Source organism: Xanthobacter sp. AM11 (genome assembly GCF_047444035.1).
Lineage (GTDB): Bacteria > Pseudomonadota > Alphaproteobacteria > Rhizobiales > Xanthobacteraceae > Xanthobacter.
Genome location: NZ_JBLAOA010000001.1, coordinates 2,383,242 through 2,404,371 on the forward strand (window position 1 = coordinate 2,383,242; position 21,130 = coordinate 2,404,371).

The window sequence follows — 21,130 nt, forward strand, 5'->3', positions numbered from 1 at the left end:
GCGCGGGGCGGGGCGGGGCGGGGCCGGTTCCGCCGCGCCCGCGTCGCGCACGGCGGGCGCCATGGGCGCCTCCCCGGGCTCGGTGCGGGGCGCCATCTCCTGTCCCGCGCGCCCCACGAGATCCTCCAGGCGCGGCCGGCGCGCGGCCGGTGCCGAGGGCGCCTTTTCCGGCTCGGCCTCGCCGCCGAGGCCGGTGACGATATCCTTCAGCAAGGCGTCGAAATCGTCGTCCGCCATGCGCTCGCGCGGCCGGGCGGGCCGCTCCGGGCCGGGACGGGCGGGGCGCTCCGCGGCCTCGGGCGGGGCGTCGCCCCCTTTGCCCTTCAGTCTGTCAAGCCAGCTCATGCGGCCCCTCCCATTTGGTCTGTCCCCTCCAGTGCGCCGATGGAGAAAAGGAATGCCGCTTCATCCTCAAGGCACCTGAGGTCCAGTAGCAGGGCCTGGTCCTCGATCCGGCCGATGACCGGCACCGGCAGGCGGCGCAGGGCGTCGGCGAGGCGCGCCGGGGCGCCGCCGCTGCCATCCCGGGCCCTGAGGGCGAGGGCGATGCCCGGCAGGGTTTCCAGCGGCAGGGCGCCGGACCCGATCTGGCTCCGGCACGGCGCCACGGACACGGTGAAGCCGGGCAGAAGGTGCGCCAGCACCGGCGCGAGGCGCTCGGCCTGGGCGGCCATGTCGTCCGGCCGCCGGGTGAGGAAGCGCAGCGTGGGCAATTGCTCCGGCAGGCGGTCGGGATCGCGGTAGAGCCGCAGCGTCGCCTCGATGGCGGCGAGGCGCACCTTGTCCACCCTGAGCGCCCGCTTCATGGGGTTCTTGTTGAGCCGGGCGATGAGGTCGCGCCGGCCGACGATGAAGCCGGCCTGCGGCCCGCCCAGAAGCTTGTCGCCGGAGAAGGTCACCAGGTCCGCCCCCTCGGCCACCGCCTCGCGCACCGTGGGTTCGTGCACCAGCCCGTAGCGGGCGAGGTCGGCCAGCGTGCCGGAGCCGAGATCGTTCACCAGCGGTACGCCATGGGCATGGGCGATGTCCGCCAGTTCGCGCGGCGGCACCTGCGCGGTGAAGCCCTCCACCCGGTAATTGGAGGTGTGCACCTTCAGGATCACGCCGGTTTCGGGGCGGATGGCCTCGCGATAATCGCGGGCGTGGGTGCGGTTGGTGGTGCCCACTTCCTCCAGCTCGGCCCCGGCGCGGCGCATGATCTCGGGCATGCGGAACGCGCCGCCGATCTCGATCAGCTCGCCGCGGGACACCACGGCGGGCCGGCCCTGGGCCAGGGTGTTCAGCACCAGCAGCACGGCGGCGGCATTGTTGTTGACGAGGGTGGCGTCCTCGGCCCCCGTCAGCTCGCAGATGAGGTCGCGGATATGGTCGTCGCGCTCGCCGCGCCGGCCGCCGCCGAGGTCGTATTCCAGCGCCACGGCGCTGCGCATGGCCTGCGTGGCGGCTTCCACCGCCGCCTCGGCGAAGACGGCGCGGCCCAGATTGGTATGCAGCACCGTGCCGGTGAGGTTGAACACCGGCCGCAGGCTGGGCACGGCGGCGGCATCGAGGCGGGCGAGGGCGGCGGCGGCGATCTCCTCCGCCGCGGGCACGGCGCCGGCCCCGGCCCTGAGGGCGGCGCGGCGCTCGTCCAAAGCGGCGCGCACGGCGGCGGTGGCCGCCTGCCGGCCGTGGCGGGCCAGGGCGGCGCGTCCGGCCTCGGCCTTCAGCGCCGCATCCACCGATGGCAGGCCGCGCAGGGGCGCCGCGGGCGCGGCGGGGGTCGGGGACAGGACCGCGGGCGCCATCACGTCGCCCTAATAGCCGAGGAGGAAGGGGTTGAAGGCCGCCCGGCGATAGGGGCCGGCCTTCATGAGCAGGTCGAGGCCAAGGCTCGCCACGTCGTCCGCCACCGGCTCGATGTCCGGGTCGCGGGCGAGGTAGAGCACCTTCACATAGGAATGGCAGGTGTCGCAGGTCTCGGCCTTCACCGCCCCGCTGCCGCCGTCCACCTCCTGGTAGCCGATGCCGGCGGTGGAGCCGCAGGCGGTGCAGCGCACCCGCACGAAGTTCCACAAGGTGCCGCACAAGGTGCAGGCGCAATAGCGCGCGCCATGGGCGGAGGGCCAGTTCACCACCAGGCTGGCCACCGGCGGGCCGCCGCAGGTGGGGCACACGCCGTCGCCCACCGGCACCAGGGCCCCGGCATCCAGCCGGGCGGCGAGGCGGGCGAAATGCACCTGCAGGGCGGCGGCCACGTAAAGATGCTCGCCCAGGCTCTCCACCGGGATGGAATCGGCCAGCACGTTGCGCACCATCTCGCCGCGCGCCACCTCGGAGGCGGTGCGCACCCGCTCCAGCGCCGCCTGGGCGGCCACCGGCTTGTCGATGGGCGCGGCCTGCGCGAGCAGGCGCTCGAACACGCTGTCGAAGGCCGCGTCGGCGGTGAAGCGGCCGCGGTCGAGGGGCGGCATGGCATGGGTGCGAGCCCGCGCCAGGGCCTCGGCGTCCGGCGGCTCCGGCGCGGGGGCGGCGGACTGGGCCAGGTGCAGGGCCGCGTGCTGCGCCTCGGCGATCTGGCCGAGGAAGGACAAATAGGTGCCGAGCTGGTGGCCGGCGGCCAGCTTGCTGAAGCGCTGCGCACGGCGGGCGAACAGGTTCGCCGGGTCCGGCAGGTGGGCGAAGGCGGGCGCGCTCACCCCTTCGAGCACCGACGGGTCGGGAATGACGGCCCCGGGCTGGCCGAACGAAGACGACATCACCACCTCACGAACCTCACGGGTCACGTGTACACCACCCGGCCGCGGGAGGGCGCGGCCGGGTGGCATTATACGCCAAGGGTTACTCCGCGGGAGTCCCCCGCGTCGGTGATTTGCGCGAGGAGACAAGTTCGCGCAGCCACTTGCGGTGATGCCGCCAGGCCCAGCCGCCGGTGACCTGCCCGCGCGTCATGGCCCCGATGGTGCCCTTCACCCAGATGGCTGCATAGACGTGGATGATCCATACGCAGATGATCGCCACCGCCGCCACCGCATGCACCAGCAAAGCGATGCGCTGCTGCTCGATGGAGGTGTAGGTGGAGAAATAGGCGTTCCAGATCACCACCCCCGAGCCGATCAGCACCACGATGAGGAAGCTCATGCCCCAGAAGACCAGCTTCTGCCCGGCATTGTACTTGCCGAGCTCGGGCAGCCTTTCCTCGTGCCCGGCGATCACATCGCGGATGCGGCGCATCCAGGTGCCGTCCTCGCTCTTCCACAGATTGGCCTTCCAGAAGCGGAAGAACATGCCGGAGAAGGAGAAGAACAGCACCACGCCGATCCAGGGATGGATGGTGCGGGTCATCTGCCCGCCGCCGAACAGGGCGGTGAGGAAGAAGAGGCTGGGGTGGAACAGGGCGAGGCCCGAAATCGCCAGCAGGATCAGGCTGATGGCCGTGACCCAGTGGTTGATCCGGGCGCCCACCGTGTAGCGGTCCAACTTGACGGGATGGCCGGGATGGACCGCATCGCCGGATTCCAGGTCATAAGGTGCGCTCATGAACGGCCTCCATTCGGCATGTTCTGAGCCGTCAGCTTTTCGGCGTTGGCTTCATCTTCGGGCGACACCTTGTTGGCGCCGTTGACGAGATAGTGCAGGGCGCCGGCGAGGGCGGCAAAGCCCATCACGCCGAGACCCACATATTTGGTGACGCCCTTCCAGGCCTCCACGATGGGGCTGATGCGCGGATTGTCCGGCAGGCCCGCATAGATGGACGGCTTGTCGGCGTGCTGCAGCACGTACATGACGTGCGTGCCGCCCACGCCGGGCGGATCATAAAGCCCCGCATTCTTGTAGCCGCGGGACTTCAGGTCCTTGATGCGGCCCTCGGCCCAGTCCTTCATCTGCGTCTTGGTGCCGAACACGATGGCCTGGGTGGGGCACGCCTTCTGGCAGGCGGGACCCTGGCCCACGGCCACGCGATCGGAACACAAGGTGCATTTGTAGGCCTTGTGGTCGGTCTGCGAGATGCGGGGAATGTTGAAGGGGCAGCCCTTCACGCAATAGCCGCAGCCGATGCACCTGGCGTGGTCGAAGTCCACGATGCCGTTGGAATACTGCACGATGGCGCCGGGCGCCGGGCAGGCCTTCAGGCAGCCCGGATCAGCGCAATGCATGCAGCCGTCCTTGCGGATGAGCCATTCGAGATTGTCGGTCTCGGGGTTCACCCACTCGGTGAAGCGCATGAGCGTGAGCGACGCCGGGGTGAGGTCCGGCGGGTTGGTGTAGGTGCCGTTGAAGGTGCCGATCTCCTCATGGAGCTCGTTCCATTCCAGGCACGCGGCCTGGCAGGCCTTGCAGCCGATGCATTTGGAGACATCGATCAGCTTGGCCACCGGCTCCTTGAACTCGACCTTGGAGGGCGAGCCGGAGGCCGAGCGGCGCACCAGATCGGCATCGCCGAACTTCGGTGCGACCGGGGCGGTGGTGGGGTTCGGGATCGGAGGAAACATGGCTGCGCTCCTTCTCCTTACGCCACCGGCCCGGTGGAGGGCTCGATGTTGACCAGGAACGCCTTGAACTCGGGCGTCTCGATGTTGGCGTCACCCACGAACGGGGTGAGCACATTGGCCGGGAAGCCCTTTCTGGCCGCGCCGATGAACCCCCAGTGGATGGGAATTCCGACGATGTGCACCGGCTTGCCGTCCACCATGAGGGGACGGATGCGCTTGGTCACATAGGCCTTGGCGAAGACCGAGCCGCGCTTCGACCACACCCGCACCCAGCCGGCATTCGCAATGGACTTCTCCTTGGCCAGCTCCTCGGAGATTTCCACGAAGAATTCGGGCTGGAGCACCGCGTTCACGTGGTTGTTCTTGGTCCAGTAATGGAAATGCTCGGTCAGGCGGTAGGAGGTCGCCGCATAGGGAAACTCCTTGGATGCCGTCTCGGCGAACTGGGCGAAGTCGTCCTTGAACACGCGCGCCACCGGATTGCCCCGCACCTTGGGGGCGATGAGGTTGGCGACCGGGCTTTCGAACGGCTCGTAATGCACCGGGAACGGCCCGTCCCGCATCATGCCCCGCGTGAACAGGCGGGAGACGCCTTCCGGGTTCATGATGAAGGGGCCCACATCGCGCGGCTTGGCGGTGGGGGCGATGTCGGGCACGTCGTAGCCGGTCCACTTGGCCCCGTCCCACCAGATCAGCTTGCGGGTGTCGTCCCACGGCTGGCCGTCGATGTTGCAGGAGGCGCGATTGTAGATGATGCGCCGGTTGGCCGGCCAGGCGAACGCCCACTTGAGGTAGGCGCCGGTGTCGCCGGGATCGGAATTGTCCCGGCGGGCCATCATGTTGCCGGCCTCGGTGTAGCAGCCGGAATAGATCCAGCAGCCGGCCGCGGTGGAGCCGTCGTCGCGCAGGACGGCGAAGCCCGGAACCTGCTTGCCCGCCTCCAGCACCTTCTTGGTGGGGTCGTTGGGGTCGAGCACGTCGGAGACGACATAGCCGTTCATCTCCTTGGCCAGCTCTTCCGGCGCCGGCTCGTGCGCGTCCTTGTAGGGCCAGTGGAGGTTGACGATGGGGTCCGGGAAGGCCCCGCCCTCCTTCTGGTACAGGGCCTTCAGGCGCAGGAAGATCCCCGCCATGATGCCGATGTCGGTCTTGGCCTCGCCGGGAGGCGAGCCGCCCGGCCAGTGCCATTGCAGCCAGCGCCCGGAATTGACCAGGGAGCCCGCATCCTCGGCGAAGCAGGTGGTGGGAAGCTGGATCACCTCGGTCTTGATCTCGGCGGGCTTGGCCGGGTTGTAGACGCCGTGGTCCTCCCAGAAGCGCGCGGTCTCGGTCTCAAGCGGGTCCATGACCACGAGCAGCTTCAGCTTGGCCAGCGCCTCCGCCAGCTTGGCCTTGTTGGGGAAGGCCTGCAGCGGGTTGAAGCCCTGGCAGAAGTAGACGTTCATCTTCCCCTGCTTCATCAGCTCGAACGCACGCAGCACGTCATAGGCCGGCACGTCGAGCTTCGGCAGGTAGTCGAACGCGAAGTTGTTCTCCGCCGTCGCCGCCGCGCCCCACATGGACTTCTGGAAGCTGACGAAGAATTTCTTGTAGTTCTGCCAGTAACTCATCTGGCCCGGACGCAACGGCTTGAAGCCGCGGGTGGACATGTAGGCGTTGAAGTCCGGTTCCCTCTCCGTGGGCAGGGTGAGATAGCCCGGGATCAGGTTGGACATCAGGCCGATGTCGGTGAGGCCTTGGATGTTGGAATGCCCGCGCAGGGCGTTCATGCCGCCGCCGCGCACGCCGATATTGCCCAGGATGAGCTGGAGCATCGCCATGCAGCGGATGTTCTGGGAGCCCTTGGAATGCTGGGTCCAGCCGAGCGCGTACATGGAGGTCATCGTCTTGGTGGGCGACGCGCACTCCGCGATCATGGACGCCACCTTCAGGAACTTGTCCTTGGGGGTGCCGGTGATGCGCTCGACCATCTCGGGGGTGTAGACCGAGACGTGTTCCTTCATCAGGTTCCAGACGCAGCGGGGGTCCTGCAGCGTCTCGTCCACCATGGCGTAGCCGTCGGCGCCCACCTGGTAGTCCCAGCTGGAGCGGTTGTAGTCCCGCTTTGCCTCGTCATAGCCGGTGAACAGCCCGTCCTGGTAGGCGAAGCCGTCCTTCACCAGGAAGGCTGCGTTGGTGAAGGCCTTCACATAGTCCCACTGCACTTTGTCGTTCTTGATGCAGTAATTGATGACGCCCAGCAGGAAGGCGATGTCGGTGCCCTGCCGGATCGGCGCGTAATAGTCCGCCACCGCGGCCGAGCGCGTGAAGCGCGGGTCCACGACGACGAGCTTGGCGCCACGGTTGGCCTTCGCCTCGGTCACCCACTTGAAGCCGCACGGATGCGCTTCGGCGGCATTGCCGCCCATGATGACGACGAGATCGGTATTCTTGATGTCCGTCCAGGAGTTGGTCATTGCTCCACGGCCAAAAGTTGGGGCGAGACTCGCCACCGTCGGGCCGTGTCAGACGCGTGCCTGATTATCGAACACCAGCATGCCGGCGCTGCGCACCACCTTGTAGGTGCAGAACGCGGTTTCGTTCGTGGTTGCGGAGGCGGCGAGGAAGCCCGTGGTCACCCACCGGTTCACCGTCACGCCGTCCTTGTTCTTGGCGATGAAGTTCGCGTCGCGGTCGTCCTTCATGGCGCGGGCGATCTTGTCGAGCGCCTCGCTCCAGGAAATCGTCTCGAACGTGCTCGACCCCGCGCGCCGGATCATCGGATGCTTCAGGCGCGTCTCGGATTTCACGATGTCGAGAAGGGCCGCGCCCTTCGGGCACAAGGTGCCGCGATTGGTCGGGTGGTCGGTGTCACCCTCGATATGGGTGATCTCCGCCTTTTCCCCCTTGGCCAGGTTGCCCTTGGCGAAAATGAGGATGCCGCAGGCCACCGAACAATAAGTGCAGGTGTTGCGCACTTCCGTGGTGTTCACGAGGCGGAAGGGCTTGATCGTGGAGGCCATCGCCTCCTCGACCGGACCGAAGCCGAGGGCTCCCAGTGTCGTCCCCGCCACACCCGCGCCCGCCGTTCGCAAGAACTGGCGACGCGTGAGTTCCATGTTCATCGAAGGAAACCTCCGACCATATTCGCCCCTGACCGGGGACCATTGCAGGCGCTGTGTTGCCGCCCGATACCGGATTTCCGGCTCCCGTGACGGTATTTTGGAACTGGAACGATGTCAATTTGCAACAGCACAAATGCTTGTGTCTGCATTGTCATTTCGCACGCTCGGCACATTGCACTGCAGTGTAGGGCGCGCTTCCGGCAACTTTTGGCCGGCCTTGATTTTCACCTCGCACGTCAATTCATATTGTGCACTGCAAAATCGGCGGGGCTCACAGTTTTGAGCGTTGACGGGCCGGGACGCGCGCAGCAGATTGCTTGCGTGCATCTCAGCAAGGCTCCCGAGGCTCGGGGCGAAGCGCGCAATTTTTCTTCGTCGCGGAAGGATTTCCGCCACCCGGCGCGGCCATGGCCGCCGCTGCGCGTCCATCTGCGTGCGCGGCCGATGGGGGCCGGCCTTCTGGCGCTCGTGCTCGTGCTCGGCGCGGCGGCAGGACCCGCCCGCGCGGCGCCGGACCGGGCGGGGGAGGGGGCGGGCCTTGCGGCCATCACCGCTCCTGCCGCCACGGCCGCCGCGCCGGAAGCCCCGCCGCCGGCTGCGCCCCGCCTGCTGGAGGCGCCCGCCGTCCTCCCTGCCGATGCGCCCCTTGCCGATGCGCCCCTTGCCGATGCGCCCCTTGCGGCTCCGTCCCTTGCGGCCCCGCCCCTCGTTCTCGACCGCCTCGACGGCGGCACCGCCGATCTGGCCGCGGCGGGCGGCACCGCCGTCATCCATTTCTTCGCCACCTGGTGCGCGCCGTGCCGCACCGAGCTGCCGGCGCTGGCGCGCTTTGCCGCCCGCCATCCCCACCTGCCGGTGCTGCTGGTGAACGTGGCCGAGCCCGACGCCCGCGTGCGGCGCTTCTTTTCGCACGGCGGCGCGCCGGGCGCCGTGCTGCTGGACCGCGACCGGGCGGCGGCGCAGGCGTGGGGCGTCAGCCTGCTGCCGGCCACCTTCGTGGTGATGGACGGCCGCATCCGCCTCGTCGCCGAAGGGGAAGTGGCGTGGGACGCGCCGCAGAACGACAGCCGGATCGGGCGGTGGCGGGCGGCAGCCCAGCCGGATCACCGCATCATCGGGGAGGAGCAGTGACATGACCACGAGAAGAGAGCTTCTGAAAGCCGGTGCCCTTGCCTCGGCGGCGGCGTTCCTGCCGCGCGCGGCCTTTGCCGATGCCGCGCCGTCCACCGTCTTCGCCCCTGGCGTGGGCCGCTGGCGCAGCTTCCAGATCGTGACCACGGTGGAGATCCTGAAGCCGGAAGGCCGGGTCGAGGCCTGGCTGCCGGTGGCGTCCTTCAGCAATCCCGACTGGTTCAAGCCGGGCGACAACAGCTGGACCACCAATGCGACGTCCGCAAAGCTGGTGCGCGATCCCCGCTCGGGCGCCGACATGCTGCACCTGGTGTTCGCCGAGGGGGAGAAGGCGCCCCGCGTGGAGCTGACGAGCCGCGCCACCACCCGCGACTGGTCGGTGGACCTCGCCGCCCCCGGCAAGCCCGCGCCGCTGTCGTCCGACGAGCGCATGCGCAACATCGCCGCCACCGACCTCATCCCCACCGACGGCATCGTGAAGGCCACCTCCGACAAGATCACCGCCGGCAAGGCGGGCGAGGTGGAGAAGGTGCGCGCCATCTTCGAATGGATCGTCGAGACCACCTATCGCAACGCCGCCACCCGCGGCTGCGGCATCGGCGATATCGCCGCCTTGCTGAAGAGCGGCGACCTGGGCGGCAAATGCGCCGATCTCAACGCGCTGTTCGTGGGCCTGGTGCGCGCGGCCGGCATTCCCGCCCGCGATGTCTACGGCCTGCGCGTGGTGCCCTCGCGCTTCGGCTACAAGAGCCTCGGCGCCAATTCGGAGATCGTGACCAAGGCCCAGCACTGCCGGGCCGAGGTGTTCCTCTCTGATTTCGGCTGGGTGCCCATGGACCCCGCCGACGTGCGCAAGGTGATGCTGGAGGAGCCCCCGGGAAAGCTGGCGATCGACGATCCGAAGGTGGCGGCGGCGCGCAAGGCCCTGTTCGGGGCCTGGGAAGGCAACTGGTTTGCCTATAACACCGCCCACGACGTGGCCCTGCCCGGCTTCGACGGCCCGCGCCTCGGCTTCCTGATGTATCCGCAGGCGGTGAGCGCCGGCGGCCTGCTGGATTGCCTTGACCCGGACACTTTCAAATACGTCATCCGCGCGTCCGAAATCGCGGTCTGATCGCCATTGCCGGCCGGGTGCTGCGCCCGGCCGGCCCGCTTCCTGCGAGGGTTTCCATGCTTGATGTTCCGTCCGTCCGCCTCACCAGCCTGGCCCACGGGGGCGGGTGCGGCTGCAAGCTCGCGCCCGCGGTGCTGCAGGAGCTGCTCGCCGGGCAGCCGCAGGCGGGGCCGTTCGAAAAGCTGCTGGTGGGCACCGAGACCGGCGACGACGCGGCGGCATGGAACCTGGACGGCGAAACCGCCATCATCGCCACCACGGATTTCTTCATGCCCATGGTGGACGACCCGGACCATTTCGGCCGCATCGCCGCCGCCAATGCCATTTCCGACGTCTATGCCATGGGCGGCACGCCGCTGATGGCGCTGGCCATCCTCGGCATGCCGTTGGGCAAGGTGGACACCGCCACGGTGCGCGCCATCCTCGCCGGCGGCGCGGCCATCTGCGCAGAGGCGGGCATTCCGGTGGCCGGCGGCCATTCCATCGACTGCCCCGAGCCGGTCTACGGCCTTGCCGTCATCGGCTCGGCGCCGCGCGCACGCCTGCGCCGCAATTCCACCGCCCGGCCGGGGGACGCCCTCATCCTCACCAAGGGGCTGGGGGTGGGGGTCTATTCCGCCGCCTTCAAGAAGGATGCGCTGCCCGCCGCCGCCTATGAGGAGATGATCGCCTCGGTGACCAAGCTCAACCGCGTCGGCGCCGAGCTGGCCAAGGACGAGGACGTGCACGCCATGACCGACGTCACCGGCTTCGGCATCCTCGGCCATGGGCTGGAAATGGCGCGCGGCTCCGGCGCGACGCTGCGGGTGTCCCTTGCCGCCCTGCCGCTGCTCTCGCAGGCGCAGGCGCTGGTGCAGCAGGGCTTCGTCACCGGCGCCTCGCACCGCAACTGGGCGAGCTATGGCGCCGAGGTGGACCTGCCGGAGGGCGCGCCCGACTGGCAGCGCCATTTGCTCACCGATCCGCAGACCTCCGGCGGCCTGCTTGTTTCCTGCGCGGCGGATGCGGCGGACCGGCTGCTCGCGCAGGTCCTCGCCGCCGGCTATCCCGCCGCCGCCCGCATCGGCACGGTGGAAGCGGGGCCGGGTCGGGTGGTGGTGGCTTGACACCTGCCCGCCTGCGGGGGCCGGAACCGCAGGCGGTTTCAGGCCGTTCTCTGAGAGCGCGATCCGATCACATTGAATCAATTTGATCGGCGCATGCTCTAGAGCACGCGCCGACCAGCTTGCACCGCAAGCTGGTCGGATAACGCGTTCTCTATCAATAATTTAGAGACTGATTCACCGATCAGGTTGATTCAACCTGATCGGATCAGGCTCTAAGTGAAAGGAGAACGGCCATGCCCTCGAAGGCAGATCGCAAGGCGCCCCGGCGCGCGGCCCCCGTCATCCTTCCGGCCCCGGCCGCCGTCCGCATCCTCGCCACCGGCCTCGTGGGCGCGGTGATGGTCGTGCTCGCGTCCGCAGTGCCCGCGCCGGCCGCGGCGCAGGCGGACCCGCCCGCCGCAGACAAGGGGGCCTGCGAGCAGCCGCCCCACGCCGCCGCGACCCCGCCCGCGACAGGCGCGCAATCGGGCACGCGTCCGGGCAGCGAAGGCTCCACCGGCTGGACCGGTGGCACCGGCGGTTCCTACACCGGCCTCACCCCCCACGCCGGAACCCCCGCCTCGCCGGACCGCCAGCCGGAGGTGGTCACCGGGGTCAATCCGAAGGCGGAGCCGGGCAAGGCGCCATGCTGATGACATCCATGGTGTGCCGCTGCCAGCGGATGTCGCCCAGGTCGTAGGCGAGCTGGTGCCGCACCACGGCGGCGTCGGCGTCGGAGGCGTCGCCCGTGCGGGCCTCGACACGCCGGATCAACTCGGCCTCCGGCACGTCGAGCCACAGGCCGTAGAACCGCGCGTCCGCCTCCTGCGCCACCACTTCGATGGCGTCGCGCTCGCCGGGTCGGGCATGGACCGCATCGACGATCACGCTGTAGCCCGTGGCAAGCACCCGGCGCGCCAGGGTCCGCAGCCGCTCATAGACCCGCTCGCCCGCTTCGGGCGTGTAGGCCGCGGGCGGCAGCTTCTCGGTCTCGGCGACGCCGAACAGGCGCTTGCGCTCGATGTCCGAGCGCACGATGACGGCCCCGGGCGCGCGCCCGAACGAATCCGCCATGTTCGCTGCCCAGGTGCTTTTGCCGCTGCCGGACAGGCCGCCCACCGCGCAGAGCGTCGGGCGATGGGGGGCTGCGCACGGCCATATGGTGTTTCCAGTGAACGACGCCACTGTCCTGCTGGGGGGCGCCTCGACATCGGCGAACCGCAGCGCCTGCGCCAGTTCCCCGCACACCCGCCGCTCCGCCTGCGCCCGCTTCTCTCCCGCAAGATGGGAAAGCCCCGCCGCCTCCACCTTGGCGCGGATGCCGGCGCGCAGGCTGAGGAAGAAGGGCAGGGCCTTCAGCCCGTCCAGTTGGGCATCGTCGCTCGCCCACAGATAGCGGTTGAAGACCGCGTTGGCCTGTCTGGTCAGCCCCTCCTGCCACAGGTCCATCAGCAGGAAGGCCAGGTCGTAGAGCACGTCGCAGGTGGCGATGTCGTCGTTGAACTCGATGGCGTCGAACAGCACCGGCCGGCCGTCCAGGAGCACGATGTTGCGCAGATGCATGTCGCCGTGGCAGCGGCGCACGAAGCCGGCGTCGCTGCGGGCCTTCATGAGGGGCGTGATGACAGCCAGGGCGTCTTGCGAAAGCTGCGCCAGCCGGGCCACGTCCTGCGGCGGGAACAGCTCCGGCCGGGCGGAGAATTCCTTCGTATTGTCCGCCACATAGGCGCCGAGCCGGGTGGCGGTGTCGAAACCGCGCGCAATCGGGGCGGCGGCATGGGCCGTGACCACGGCGGTCGCCAGCGCCTTCACGAGCTCGCTCGAAAGCGCGCCACGCCCGGCCACCTTGTCGAGGGTGAGGGAGGTGTCGAACCGGCGCATCTTCACCGCATGCTCCACCACCTCGCCCACCCCGCCCAAAGCAAGGCCCGCGGGCGTGCGCACGATGGGCACGACGCCGAGATAGAGGCCGGGCGCGCCGGGACCGGAGATGGCCACTTCGGCGGCGCAGGCGGCGCGGCGCTTCTCCAGCGTGGAGAAATCCATGAAGGGAAACAGCACCGCCCGCTTCACCTTGTAGGCGAACGGCCCGGCAAGGAAGACGGCGGCGCCGTGGGTGTCGATGCGGTCCACCGGCCCGGGAATGCCATGGGTGGCGGGATCGGCGAGGAAGGCGAAGACGGCGCCCTGGTCGGCCACCACATGGTCGGCGGCAGGCTGCGGGGATGGCGGGTGCGACGGCGCCGTCATGGGGGGCTCGCAGCAGGAGGAATGCGGCCCCGGCACGCGGCCGGGGCGGCTTTCACCTTAGGGCGTGATCGCCACCTTGAGAACGCCGTCGCGCTGGTTGGCGAACAGGTCGTAGGCGGCCTCGATGTCGTCCAGCTTGAAGCGATGGGTGACGAGGGCGCGGGCATCTACCCGGCCGGAGGCCACCACATCCATCAGCCGCCGCATGCGTTCCTTGCCGCCGGGGCAGAGCGAGGTGACGATGGCATTGTCGCCGAGGCCGGCGGAGAAGGCATCCAGCGGGATTTTCAGGTCGGTGGAATAGACGCCGAGGGAGGAGAGCGTTCCGCCCGGCCGCAGCACCCGCAGCGCGCCCTCGAACGTTTCCTGCCGGCCCAGCGCCTCGATGGCCACGTCCACGCCGCGCCCGTCGGTGAGGCGCAGGATCTCCTCCACCGGGTCCACCCTGGAGAAGTCCACCACCTCGTCCGCCCCCATGGCGCGGGCCACGTCGAGGCGGGCGGCGACCCGATCCACCGCGATGATGCGCGTCGCCCCCATCAGCCGGGCGCCGGCGGTGGCGCACAGGCCGATGGGCCCCTGCGCAAACACCGCCACCGTGTCGCCGATGCGGATGCGGCCGCTCTCGGCGCCGGAAAAGCCGGTGGACATGATGTCCGGGCACATGAGCACCTGCTCGTCGGCCAGGGCCTCCGGCACCGCGGCAAGGTTGGTCATGGCGTCGGGCACGAGCAGATATTCCGCCTGCGCGCCATCGATGGTGTTGCCGAAGCGCCAGCCGCCCATGGGCTTGAAGCCGTGCTTCATGCGCGGGCCGTCCTGGGAGGCGCAGCCGCACAGGCAGGCGTTGGAATAGCCCGAGGGGGTGATGGCGCCGGCGATCACCCGCTGGCCTTCCGCAAAGCCTTCCACGGCGGAACCCAGCTTCTCGATGATGCCCACCGGCTCATGGCCGATGGTGAGACCTTTGGCCACCGGATACTCGCCCTTGAGGATGTGGACGTCGGTGCCGCAGATGGTGGTGGTGGTGACGCGGATGAGGGCGTCGAGCGGCCCCACGTCCGGAATCGGCTTTTCGTCCAGGACGATACGGTTCTTCTCGACGAAGATCGCCGCCTTCATCCTGCCGGTGGCGGGGCGGTGGCGGGGGGTGACGGTGGCGGGGGTCTGCGCGATGGTATCGGACATGGTTCCCTTCCCTCCGGACGGCGGGGCCGTTGGAATATGGTATTTTGATAGGCGTGTGCGATGCGGGCCGCATTGACCCCGGTCAAGCTGGCCGCCGGCGCCGGGTTGTTGTATTTTCTTGTAGTATGGCAATGGTTTGCAGCATTTTTCAGGCGAGGATTTCATGACCGGGACATCGGATGAAGGCGGCATTGCGCAGGTGGCGCTGGAGCGGTGGAACACCTTGGAGGAGGGGGTTCCCCTGGCCCTGGCCCTGACCCGGGCGGACATCGACAACCTATTGCTGGGACTAAGAAATCTCGCCATCGGCCAGAACCGGCTGGTGGCCGCCCTGTCGGCCCACAGCAACCAGGATTTCAACGGCTGCATGGAGGCGATGAAGCTGTCGAACGAGCTGACCGTCGCGTCGTTCGACAGAATCAACGCCTTCATCACTGCGGTCATGGCCGGCGCCACCCCGGTTTGCGGCCCCCGCGGCTGAGGCGGCGGCGAAGGTTCGCCGGCTTCCACGCCTTCGCCATCAAGGCGCCTGCGGACGGGGGCGGGCGCCCTCGCGCCGGGGTGTCATTTTGCGGTATGAGAGTCGCGCGATGCGGTGCAGCATCGCGTCCGGTGCGGAGGCGCGACATGGGGATTGCGGGGGGACGGCACGGCGTGTTCCGGGCGATGGCCTTCTTCGCATTCTGGGTGGTGCTGGGGCGCACCGGCGCGGCGGACCTCGTGGTGGGGGCCCTGGCGGCGGTGGCGGCGGCGGCGCTCAGCCTGCGCCTGCTGCCGCCCGGCGCCACGCGACCGGACCTTGCCGCCGCCCTGCGCTTTGCCGCCCGCTTCGCCGTGGGCTCCGTGGTTGCCGCGGTGGATGTGGCGCGCCGCGTGTGCGTGGCGCGGGTGCGGGTGCGGCCGGGCCGGCTCCAGGTGCCCTGCGCGATTGCCGACGCCACCTTGCGGCAGGCCTTCTGCGCCGTCGCCAGCCTGCAGCCGGGCACCCTGCCCCTGGCCGGCGACGAACGGGGCCTGACGGTGCACTGCCTCGACGTGACCGCGCCGGTGGCCGAGGCGCTGGCGGCGGATGCGGCCGCCTTCCTCGCCATTTCCCAAATGGCTCCCGCCCGCCCGGCCGCCGGCCATGGCTGATCTTCTGTTGGCCGGCGCCGCCGTGCTGCTTGTCACCGTGGCCCTCGGCCTCGCCGGCCTGTGGCGGGGCGGCTCGGCCGCGGACCTCCTGCTGGCGGTGCAGCTGCTGGGCACGGCGGGGGTGGCGCTCCTGCTGCTGCTGGCGGTGGCGACGCCGGATGCGGCCATCCTCGATGTGGCCGTGCTGCTGGCGGTGCTGGCGGCCTTCGCCGCCGCCGCCTTCCGGGCCTGTGCCCCCGCGAGCCCCGGGCCCGGCGCGGGCGAAGGCACCCCCGGACGCCGCCCGTGAGCCGGCTTGCCGATCTCTTCACCCTGCTCTGCGTCGGCGCGGGGCTCGGCTTCTTCATGGTGGGAACGGTGGGGCTGCTGCGCCTGCCGGATACGCTCAGCCGCATCCACGCTTTGGCCAAGGCGGACAATCCCGGCCTCGGCTTCATCGTCCTGGGTCTGCTGCCGCAGGCCGGCGGGGTGCTGGAGGGGGCGAAGATGGTGGCGGTGTGGCTGCTGGCGCAGCTGGCCTCCGGCGCCGTGGCGCAGGTGATGGCAAGAGCCGCACTGGAAGGCACCGCACTGGAAGGCACCGCGCCGGGCGATGGCGCAGGCGGTGCCGCCGCCACCGGCACGGCTTCCGCCGCCGTCCCCGGAGCCAGGGCGGCCGGTGCGGGCGGGAGGGCGGCGCCGTGAGCCTTCTGCTTGAGGTCGTAGCCGCGCTGGAACGGGCAGTGTCGCAGCGCACCGCGCCGGGCGATGGCGCAGGCGGTGCCGCCGCCACCGGCACGGCTTCCGCCGCCGTTCCCGGAGCCGGGGCGGCCGGTGCGGGCGGGAGGGCGGCGCCGTGAGCCTTCTGCTGGATGGCGTGCTGTGCCTCGCGCTGGTGGCTGCCGCGTGGCGCGTCACGCTGGAGCGCCAGCCGGTGTCCGCCGCCGTGGGTTTCATCGCCTTCGGCCTGCTTCTGGCCATCGCCTGGGTACGGCTCGCGGCGGTGGATGTGGCCCTCACCGAGGCGGCGGTGGGCAGCGGCATTACCGGCGTCGTGCTGCTGCGCGCCGCGGCCCGGATGCCGCCGCCGGCCGGCCCGCCCGGCCTGCCCCTGCGTCTTTGCGCGGCCTTGGTTTCGCTGGTCGCCGCGGCGGCCATCGCCGCCCTCGTCCTCACCCTGCCGGAGCCGGCGCCCAGCCTCGCCCCCGCGGTGGCGCAGGCCATGCCCGCCACCGAGCTGGGCAATCCGGTGACCGGCGTGCTCATGGTGTTCCGCGCCCTCGATACGGTGCTGGAAACGGTGGTGGTGCTGCTTGCCGTCATCGGGGTCTGGGCCCTGGCCCCGGAACGGCACTGGGGCCACGCGCCCGCGCCCCTGTGGCCGGCCGCGCCGGAAGCCCCGGTGGTGTTCCTGGCCCGGGCGCTGGTGCCGCTGGGGGTGCTGCTGGGCCTCTACCAGCTGTGGGCCGGGGCGGACATTCCCGGCGGCAAGTTCCAGGGCGCCGCGCTCTTGGCCGCCATGGCGCTGCTGTTGCTCATGGCCGGGCTGGCGCGGCCGCCGGCCCTGGGCAGTGGGCGGCTGCGCGGGCTGCTTCTGGCCGGCCCCTTCGTGTTCCTGGCGGTGGGGGTTGCCGGCTGGGCCACGGCGGGGGTGTTCCTCGGCTATCCGGCGGGGTTCGTGAAGCCCGTCATCATCCTGGTGGAAGTGGCCTCCACCGCCTCCATCGCCTTGGCCCTGGCGCTTTTGGTGCTCGGCCCGCCGCAGGCGGAGGAGGGGCCATGACCCCGGCCGAACTTCCGGCGCCCGGCGCCCTGCACGGCGGCGCGATGCCCGCGGGCCTTGCGGCGGCCTTTTTCCCCGCCGCCCCGCGGGGCCGGGCGGCCGGCGGCGCGGCCGTGGCGGGGGCCGTCCCCGGCCATCCGGCGGGGCGCGGGAGGCCTGTCGTCATCCCCGCGGCCGTCACCGCTTTTGCCTCGGTTCCGGTCCCGGCGCTCCGGGTGCCCGCCCCGCAGGCGCAGGAGATGCCATGACCCTCGCCACGCTTCTGGCGCCCGGCGCGCTGATGGGCCTTGCGGCGGCCGCCCTGGTGGGGCTCGGCCTCTACGGCCTCATCACCGCGGGCGACGGGCTGCGCCGCATCCTCGGCTTCAACATCCTGGGCGGCGGGGTGTTTCTGCTGTTCGGCGTGGTGGCGCGGCGGGGGGCGGGGGCGGGCTTCGGCGGCGATCCGGTGCCGCAGGCGCTGGTGATCACCGGCATCGTGGTGGCCTTCTGCGCCACGGCGCTGGCCGCGGCGCTGCTGATGCGGCTGGCTGCCCTGAAGGCGGCGGCGAAGCAGCCGTCCCCCGGCGGCGGGACGGAGGAGGAGGCGTGAGCGCACCGTCCCTGTTCGTCGGCGGCGCGGTTTCCGCCCCCCTGTTGCCGCTCTCCCTTCTGGTGCCGCTGGCGGGGCTGGTGCCCCTGATGCTGCTGGGGCCATGCTGGGGGCGGCGCGCCGCTCTGGCCTGCCTCGCGCTCGGCTGCGTGCTGGCGGCGGCCATCGGCTTCGAGGTGGCGGGGCGCGGGGCGGCGCTGGCCGATTTCGTGGGCGGCTGGGCCCCGCCTCTGGGGGTGGCGCTGCGGGCGGACGGCTTCGCCTGCGCCATGCTGGCCATGTCGGCGGCGGTGCTTTTCGGCACCGGCGTGTTTGCGGCCATCCCGCCGCAGGCGGACGGGCAACCCCTGCCGCGCGCCTTCTTCATGCTGCTGCTGTGCCTCGCCTGCGCGCTCAACCTCGCCTTCCTGGCGCAGGACCTGTTCACCCTCTATGTGGCGCTGGAGCTGCTCACCTTCGCGGCGGTGCCGCTGGTGTGCCTCGACGGCAAGGCGGGGCAGATCGAGGCGGCGCTGACCTACCTCATGTTCGCGCTGTTCGGCTCGGTGCTCTACCTTCTGGGCGCGGTGCTGGTCTATGGCCTGTTCGGCACCCTCGACATCACGCTGGTGGCGGCGCGGGCGGGTGCGCCGGGCACCGCCCCGGCCTTCATCGCCGCCCTCGCCCTGATGAGCGCCGGCCTGGTGGCCAAGGCGGCGCTGTTTCCCTTGTACCTGTGGCTGCCGCCGGCCCATTCCGGCGCGCCGCCGGCGGCGAGCGCGGTGCTCTCGGCGGTGGTCATCAAGGCGCCCTTGTTCCTGCTGGTGCGCCTGTGGGCCGACCTGACCCCCGCGCCCCTGGCCGACGCGGCGGCGCCGCTGCTGGCCGCCTGCGGGGCGGGGGCCATCGTGTTCTGCGGGGTGCTGGCCCTCGCCCAGACGCGGCTCAAGCTGCTGATCGCCTATTCCACCGCGGCGCAGATCGGCTATCTCTGCCTCATGTTCCCGCTCGCGGCCGGCGCCGCGGTGATGGGCGATGCGGAGTGGCGCGCGCTCGCCTGGACCGGGGGAACGCTGCATCTCGTCTCCCACGCCTTTTCCAAGGCCGCCATGTTCCTGGCGGCGGGGCTGATGGCCGAGCTGATGGGGCATGATCGCCTGTCGGGCCTCACCGGCATGGCGCGCCGGGCGCCCCTGAGCGTCGCCGCCTTCGGGCTGGGTGGGCTCTCCCTCATGGGGCTGCCGCCGGCGGGGGGCTTCGTGGCCAAGGTCATGCTGCTCACCTCGGCGCTGCAGCAGCAGGTGTGGTGGATCGCCGTGGTCATCCTTTTGGGCGGCCTGCTGGCCGGCGGCTATGTGCTGAAGGTGGTGGTGGCGGCCCTGCAGCGGCCGGACGGCCCGCTGCCGGCGGCGCGGGAGGCGCGGGGGCGGGCGCTGGTGGCGCTGGGGCTCGGCCTGGTGGCGGTGGCGCTGGGCTTCGTGCCGCTGGCGCCGCTGGATGTCCTCGCCATCGGCCGGCCCCTGTCCTGGGAGGGCCTGCTGCCGTGAACGCGCCCTTCCCCCTGCCGGCGCCGTCCGCCGGCCTCACGGCCCTTGCGGCGGCAACCGCGCCGGACCTCCTGCTGCTGGCGGCGGTGCTGCTGCCGCTGGCCCTCGCCGCGGCGGCGCTGCATCCGCGGGCGCGGGGCGCCATTCCGCGGCTGATGGCCTATGCGCCGCTGCCGGCGCTGCTGGCCGCGCTGCTGGTGCCGGCCGGGCGCAGCGTGCTGGTCTCGCCCGATCCGTTCCGCCTCACCCTCGCCCTCGATGCCCCCGGCGCCCTGCTCCTGGGTGGCGCGGCGGTGCTGTGGATGACCGCGGGGGCCTATGCGCGGGCCTATCTGAAGGCGGACCCGGCGCGCGGCGCCTTCGCGGTGTGGTGGCTGCTCACCATGGCCGGTTCGTTCGCCGTGTTCCTGGTGGCGGACGTGGCGAGCTTCTATCTCGCCTATGCGCTGGTGAGCTTCTCCGCCTTCGGCCTGGCCGCCCATGACGATACGCGCCAGGCGCGGCGGGCCGGCGACCTCTACCTCGCCCTGACGGTGCTGGGCGAGGCCTTCCTGATCGCCGCCTTCGTGATGCTGGCGTCCGGCGCGCCGGAGGCCAATCCCTTGATCCGCGACGCGGTGGCCACCCTGCCGGCCGCGCCGTGGCAGGGCGCTATCGTGGCCCTGCTGCTGCTGGGCTTCACCCTGAAGATGGGCCTGTTTCCGCTGCATGTGTGGATGCCGCTGGCCCATGCGGTGGCGCCGGTGCCGGGCTCGGCGGCGCTGTCGGGGGTGGTGGTGAAGGCCGGGGTCATCGGCCTCGTGCGGTTCCTGCCGGAAGGGGTGCCGCTGCCGGGCTGGGGCGAGGGGTTGGTGGCCGCCGGCCTGTTCACCGCCTTCTACGGCGTGGCGGTGGGCCTCACCCAGCGCCACCCCAAGTGGGCGCTGGCCTATTCCACCGTGAGCCAGATGGGCGTGGTGGGGGTGGTGCTGGGGGCGGGGCTGGCCGCGGGGGATGCGGCGGCGCCGCTTTTGGCCGCCTTCTATGCGGTGAACCACATGCTGCTGAAGGGCGCCATGTTCCTGGCCGTGGGCATCGCCATGGGCGGCCCGCGCGGGCGCATGGGGCCGGTGCTGGCGGTGACGGCGCTGGCCGGCCTCAGCCTCGCCGGCCTGCCCTTCACCGGCGGGGCGCTGGCGAAATACGCCATCAAGGGGCCGGTGGGGGAGGGGATGGCGGGCCTCCTGCTCACCCTCTCGGCGGCGGGAACCACGGCGCTGATGGCACGCTACGTGCTGCTGCTGGCGCGCGCCGGGGGCGGGGCGGGGAAGGCCGAGGGGGCGCCGGCCGGCCTGCTGCTGCCGTGGGCGCTCCTGAGCGCGGCGGCGCTGGCGTGGCCCTTCGTCCTGTTCACCGCGGCGACCGGGGCGCCGCTGGGTGCGGCCTTCACGGCGGCGGCGCTGGCCAAGGGCCTGTGGCCGGTGGCGCTGGGGCTTGCCCTGGCCGGGCTGTTCCACCGCCTGGCGCCGCCGGTGCCGGAGATCCCGGCGGGCGATATCCTCGCGATTGCGGTGCGGGCGCGCCCGCTGGCGGCCCGGGCCATGGCCGCGGCGGTGCGCGCCGACGAGATGCTGCGCCGCTGGCCGGTGGCCGGCCTCGCCCTCGCCGGGCTGGCGCTGGCGCTGGCGGCAGCGCTGGCGGCGAAGGCCGGCGTCACCTTCCCGGCGCGGGCGCCGTGGTAAGGAAAGCGCCGCCGCCGCCGGGTGGCGATCATGCCGGGGCTCGGCTATAGG

At 71.1% G+C, this 21,130-nt stretch carries 20 protein-coding genes; 13 read left to right on the forward strand and 7 right to left on the reverse strand.

The window, feature by feature from the left end; genetic code table 11:
- Nucleotides 1-341: 341 nt before the first annotated feature.
- The 5 genes from selA to fdnG form a co-directional block, all read right to left on the reverse strand.
- Nucleotides 342-1,787 carry an L-seryl-tRNA(Sec) selenium transferase gene (gene selA, locus ACI7BZ_RS11040; RefSeq protein ID WP_414117208.1) on the reverse strand — a complete coding sequence of 482 codons (1,446 nt, stop codon included), beginning with the start codon at nucleotides 1,785-1,787 and terminating at the stop codon, nucleotides 342-344.
- A 9-nt stretch (nucleotides 1,788-1,796) separates the two neighbouring features.
- Nucleotides 1,797-2,738, reverse strand: a complete 942-nt coding sequence (gene fdhE, locus ACI7BZ_RS11045; RefSeq protein WP_414119144.1) for a formate dehydrogenase accessory protein FdhE — start codon at nucleotides 2,736-2,738, stop codon at nucleotides 1,797-1,799.
- Between the two features lie 82 nt (nucleotides 2,739-2,820).
- Nucleotides 2,821-3,519, reverse strand: coding sequence for a formate dehydrogenase subunit gamma (locus tag ACI7BZ_RS11050; RefSeq protein ID WP_414117209.1), 699 nt, complete (start codon nucleotides 3,517-3,519; stop codon nucleotides 2,821-2,823).
- On the reverse strand, nucleotides 3,516-4,472 hold the full coding sequence (gene fdxH, locus ACI7BZ_RS11055) for a formate dehydrogenase subunit beta (RefSeq protein ID WP_414117210.1): 957 nt from the start codon (nucleotides 4,470-4,472) through the stop codon (nucleotides 3,516-3,518). The genes ACI7BZ_RS11050 and fdxH overlap by 4 nt, the downstream gene beginning before the upstream one ends.
- 17 nt (nucleotides 4,473-4,489) lie before the next feature.
- Entirely contained in the window at nucleotides 4,490-7,576 is a 3,087-nt protein-coding gene (gene fdnG, locus ACI7BZ_RS11060) for a formate dehydrogenase-N subunit alpha (RefSeq protein ID WP_414117211.1), read from the reverse strand.
- Between the two features lie 444 nt (nucleotides 7,577-8,020).
- On the opposite strand from fdnG, the gene ACI7BZ_RS11065 reads away from it, so the two are divergent.
- From ACI7BZ_RS11065 to ACI7BZ_RS11080, 4 genes are all read left to right on the forward strand, one after another.
- A complete protein-coding gene (locus ACI7BZ_RS11065; RefSeq protein WP_414117212.1) occupies nucleotides 8,021-8,707 on the forward strand; it encodes a TlpA family protein disulfide reductase in 687 nt (228 codons plus the stop codon).
- Nucleotide 8,708: 1 nt separating this feature from the next.
- Nucleotides 8,709-9,821: a transglutaminase-like domain-containing protein gene (locus tag ACI7BZ_RS11070; protein ID WP_414117213.1), complete on the forward strand. Its 1,113-nt coding sequence runs from the start codon at nucleotides 8,709-8,711 to the stop codon at nucleotides 9,819-9,821.
- Nucleotides 9,822-9,877: 56 nt separating this feature from the next.
- Nucleotides 9,878-10,927 (forward strand): selenide, water dikinase SelD, encoded by a 1,050-nt coding sequence (gene selD / locus ACI7BZ_RS11075; RefSeq protein WP_414117214.1) that lies wholly within the window; start codon nucleotides 9,878-9,880, stop codon nucleotides 10,925-10,927.
- 233 nt (nucleotides 10,928-11,160) lie between these two features.
- Nucleotides 11,161-11,559, forward strand: coding sequence for a hypothetical protein (locus ACI7BZ_RS11080; RefSeq protein WP_414117215.1), 399 nt, complete (start codon nucleotides 11,161-11,163; stop codon nucleotides 11,557-11,559).
- Here the strand turns inward: ACI7BZ_RS11080 and ACI7BZ_RS11085 are convergent.
- Nucleotides 11,522-13,156 carry a bifunctional aminoglycoside phosphotransferase/ATP-binding protein gene (locus ACI7BZ_RS11085; RefSeq protein ID WP_414117216.1) on the reverse strand — a complete coding sequence of 545 codons (1,635 nt, stop codon included), beginning with the start codon at nucleotides 13,154-13,156 and terminating at the stop codon, nucleotides 11,522-11,524. The two genes, ACI7BZ_RS11080 and ACI7BZ_RS11085, sit on opposite strands and share 38 nt — an antisense overlap.
- A gap of 57 nt (nucleotides 13,157-13,213) precedes the next feature.
- The gene (locus ACI7BZ_RS11090; RefSeq protein ID WP_414119145.1) at nucleotides 13,214-14,278 is read right to left on the reverse strand and encodes an NAD(P)-dependent alcohol dehydrogenase; all 1,065 of its coding nucleotides are present in this window, start codon (nucleotides 14,276-14,278) and stop codon (nucleotides 13,214-13,216) included.
- A gap of 229 nt (nucleotides 14,279-14,507) precedes the next feature.
- Here ACI7BZ_RS11090 and ACI7BZ_RS11095 point away from each other — a divergent pair, with 229 nt between their 5' ends.
- From ACI7BZ_RS11095 to ACI7BZ_RS11135, 9 genes are all read left to right on the forward strand, one after another.
- On the forward strand, nucleotides 14,508-14,825 hold the full coding sequence (locus ACI7BZ_RS11095) for a hypothetical protein (protein ID WP_414117217.1): 318 nt from the start codon (nucleotides 14,508-14,510) through the stop codon (nucleotides 14,823-14,825).
- 146 nt (nucleotides 14,826-14,971) lie between these two features.
- Nucleotides 14,972-15,478 carry a Na+/H+ antiporter subunit E gene (locus ACI7BZ_RS11100; RefSeq protein ID WP_414117218.1) on the forward strand — a complete coding sequence of 169 codons (507 nt, stop codon included), beginning with the start codon at nucleotides 14,972-14,974 and terminating at the stop codon, nucleotides 15,476-15,478.
- Nucleotides 15,471-15,767 (forward strand): multiple resistance and pH regulation protein F, encoded by a 297-nt coding sequence (locus ACI7BZ_RS11105; protein ID WP_414117219.1) that lies wholly within the window; start codon nucleotides 15,471-15,473, stop codon nucleotides 15,765-15,767. Before ACI7BZ_RS11100 ends, ACI7BZ_RS11105 begins: the two co-directional genes overlap by 8 nt.
- Entirely contained in the window at nucleotides 15,764-16,162 is a 399-nt protein-coding gene (locus tag ACI7BZ_RS11110; RefSeq protein WP_414117220.1) for a cation:proton antiporter, read from the forward strand. Before ACI7BZ_RS11105 ends, ACI7BZ_RS11110 begins: the two co-directional genes overlap by 4 nt.
- Entirely contained in the window at nucleotides 16,159-16,317 is a 159-nt protein-coding gene (locus ACI7BZ_RS11115; RefSeq protein WP_414117221.1) for a hypothetical protein, read from the forward strand. Before ACI7BZ_RS11110 ends, ACI7BZ_RS11115 begins: the two co-directional genes overlap by 4 nt.
- A complete protein-coding gene (locus tag ACI7BZ_RS11120; protein WP_414117222.1) occupies nucleotides 16,314-17,240 on the forward strand; it encodes a hydrogenase subunit MbhD domain-containing protein in 927 nt (308 codons plus the stop codon). Before ACI7BZ_RS11115 ends, ACI7BZ_RS11120 begins: the two co-directional genes overlap by 4 nt.
- 244 nt (nucleotides 17,241-17,484) lie before the next feature.
- Nucleotides 17,485-17,832 carry an NADH-quinone oxidoreductase subunit K gene (locus tag ACI7BZ_RS11125; protein ID WP_414117223.1) on the forward strand — a complete coding sequence of 116 codons (348 nt, stop codon included), beginning with the start codon at nucleotides 17,485-17,487 and terminating at the stop codon, nucleotides 17,830-17,832.
- Nucleotides 17,829-19,358, forward strand: coding sequence for a complex I subunit 5 family protein (locus ACI7BZ_RS11130; protein WP_414117224.1), 1,530 nt, complete (start codon nucleotides 17,829-17,831; stop codon nucleotides 19,356-19,358). Before ACI7BZ_RS11125 ends, ACI7BZ_RS11130 begins: the two co-directional genes overlap by 4 nt.
- On the forward strand, nucleotides 19,355-21,079 hold the full coding sequence (locus ACI7BZ_RS11135) for a complex I subunit 5 family protein (protein WP_414117225.1): 1,725 nt from the start codon (nucleotides 19,355-19,357) through the stop codon (nucleotides 21,077-21,079). Before ACI7BZ_RS11130 ends, ACI7BZ_RS11135 begins: the two co-directional genes overlap by 4 nt.
- The last annotated feature ends 51 nt before the right edge of the window (nucleotides 21,080-21,130 follow it).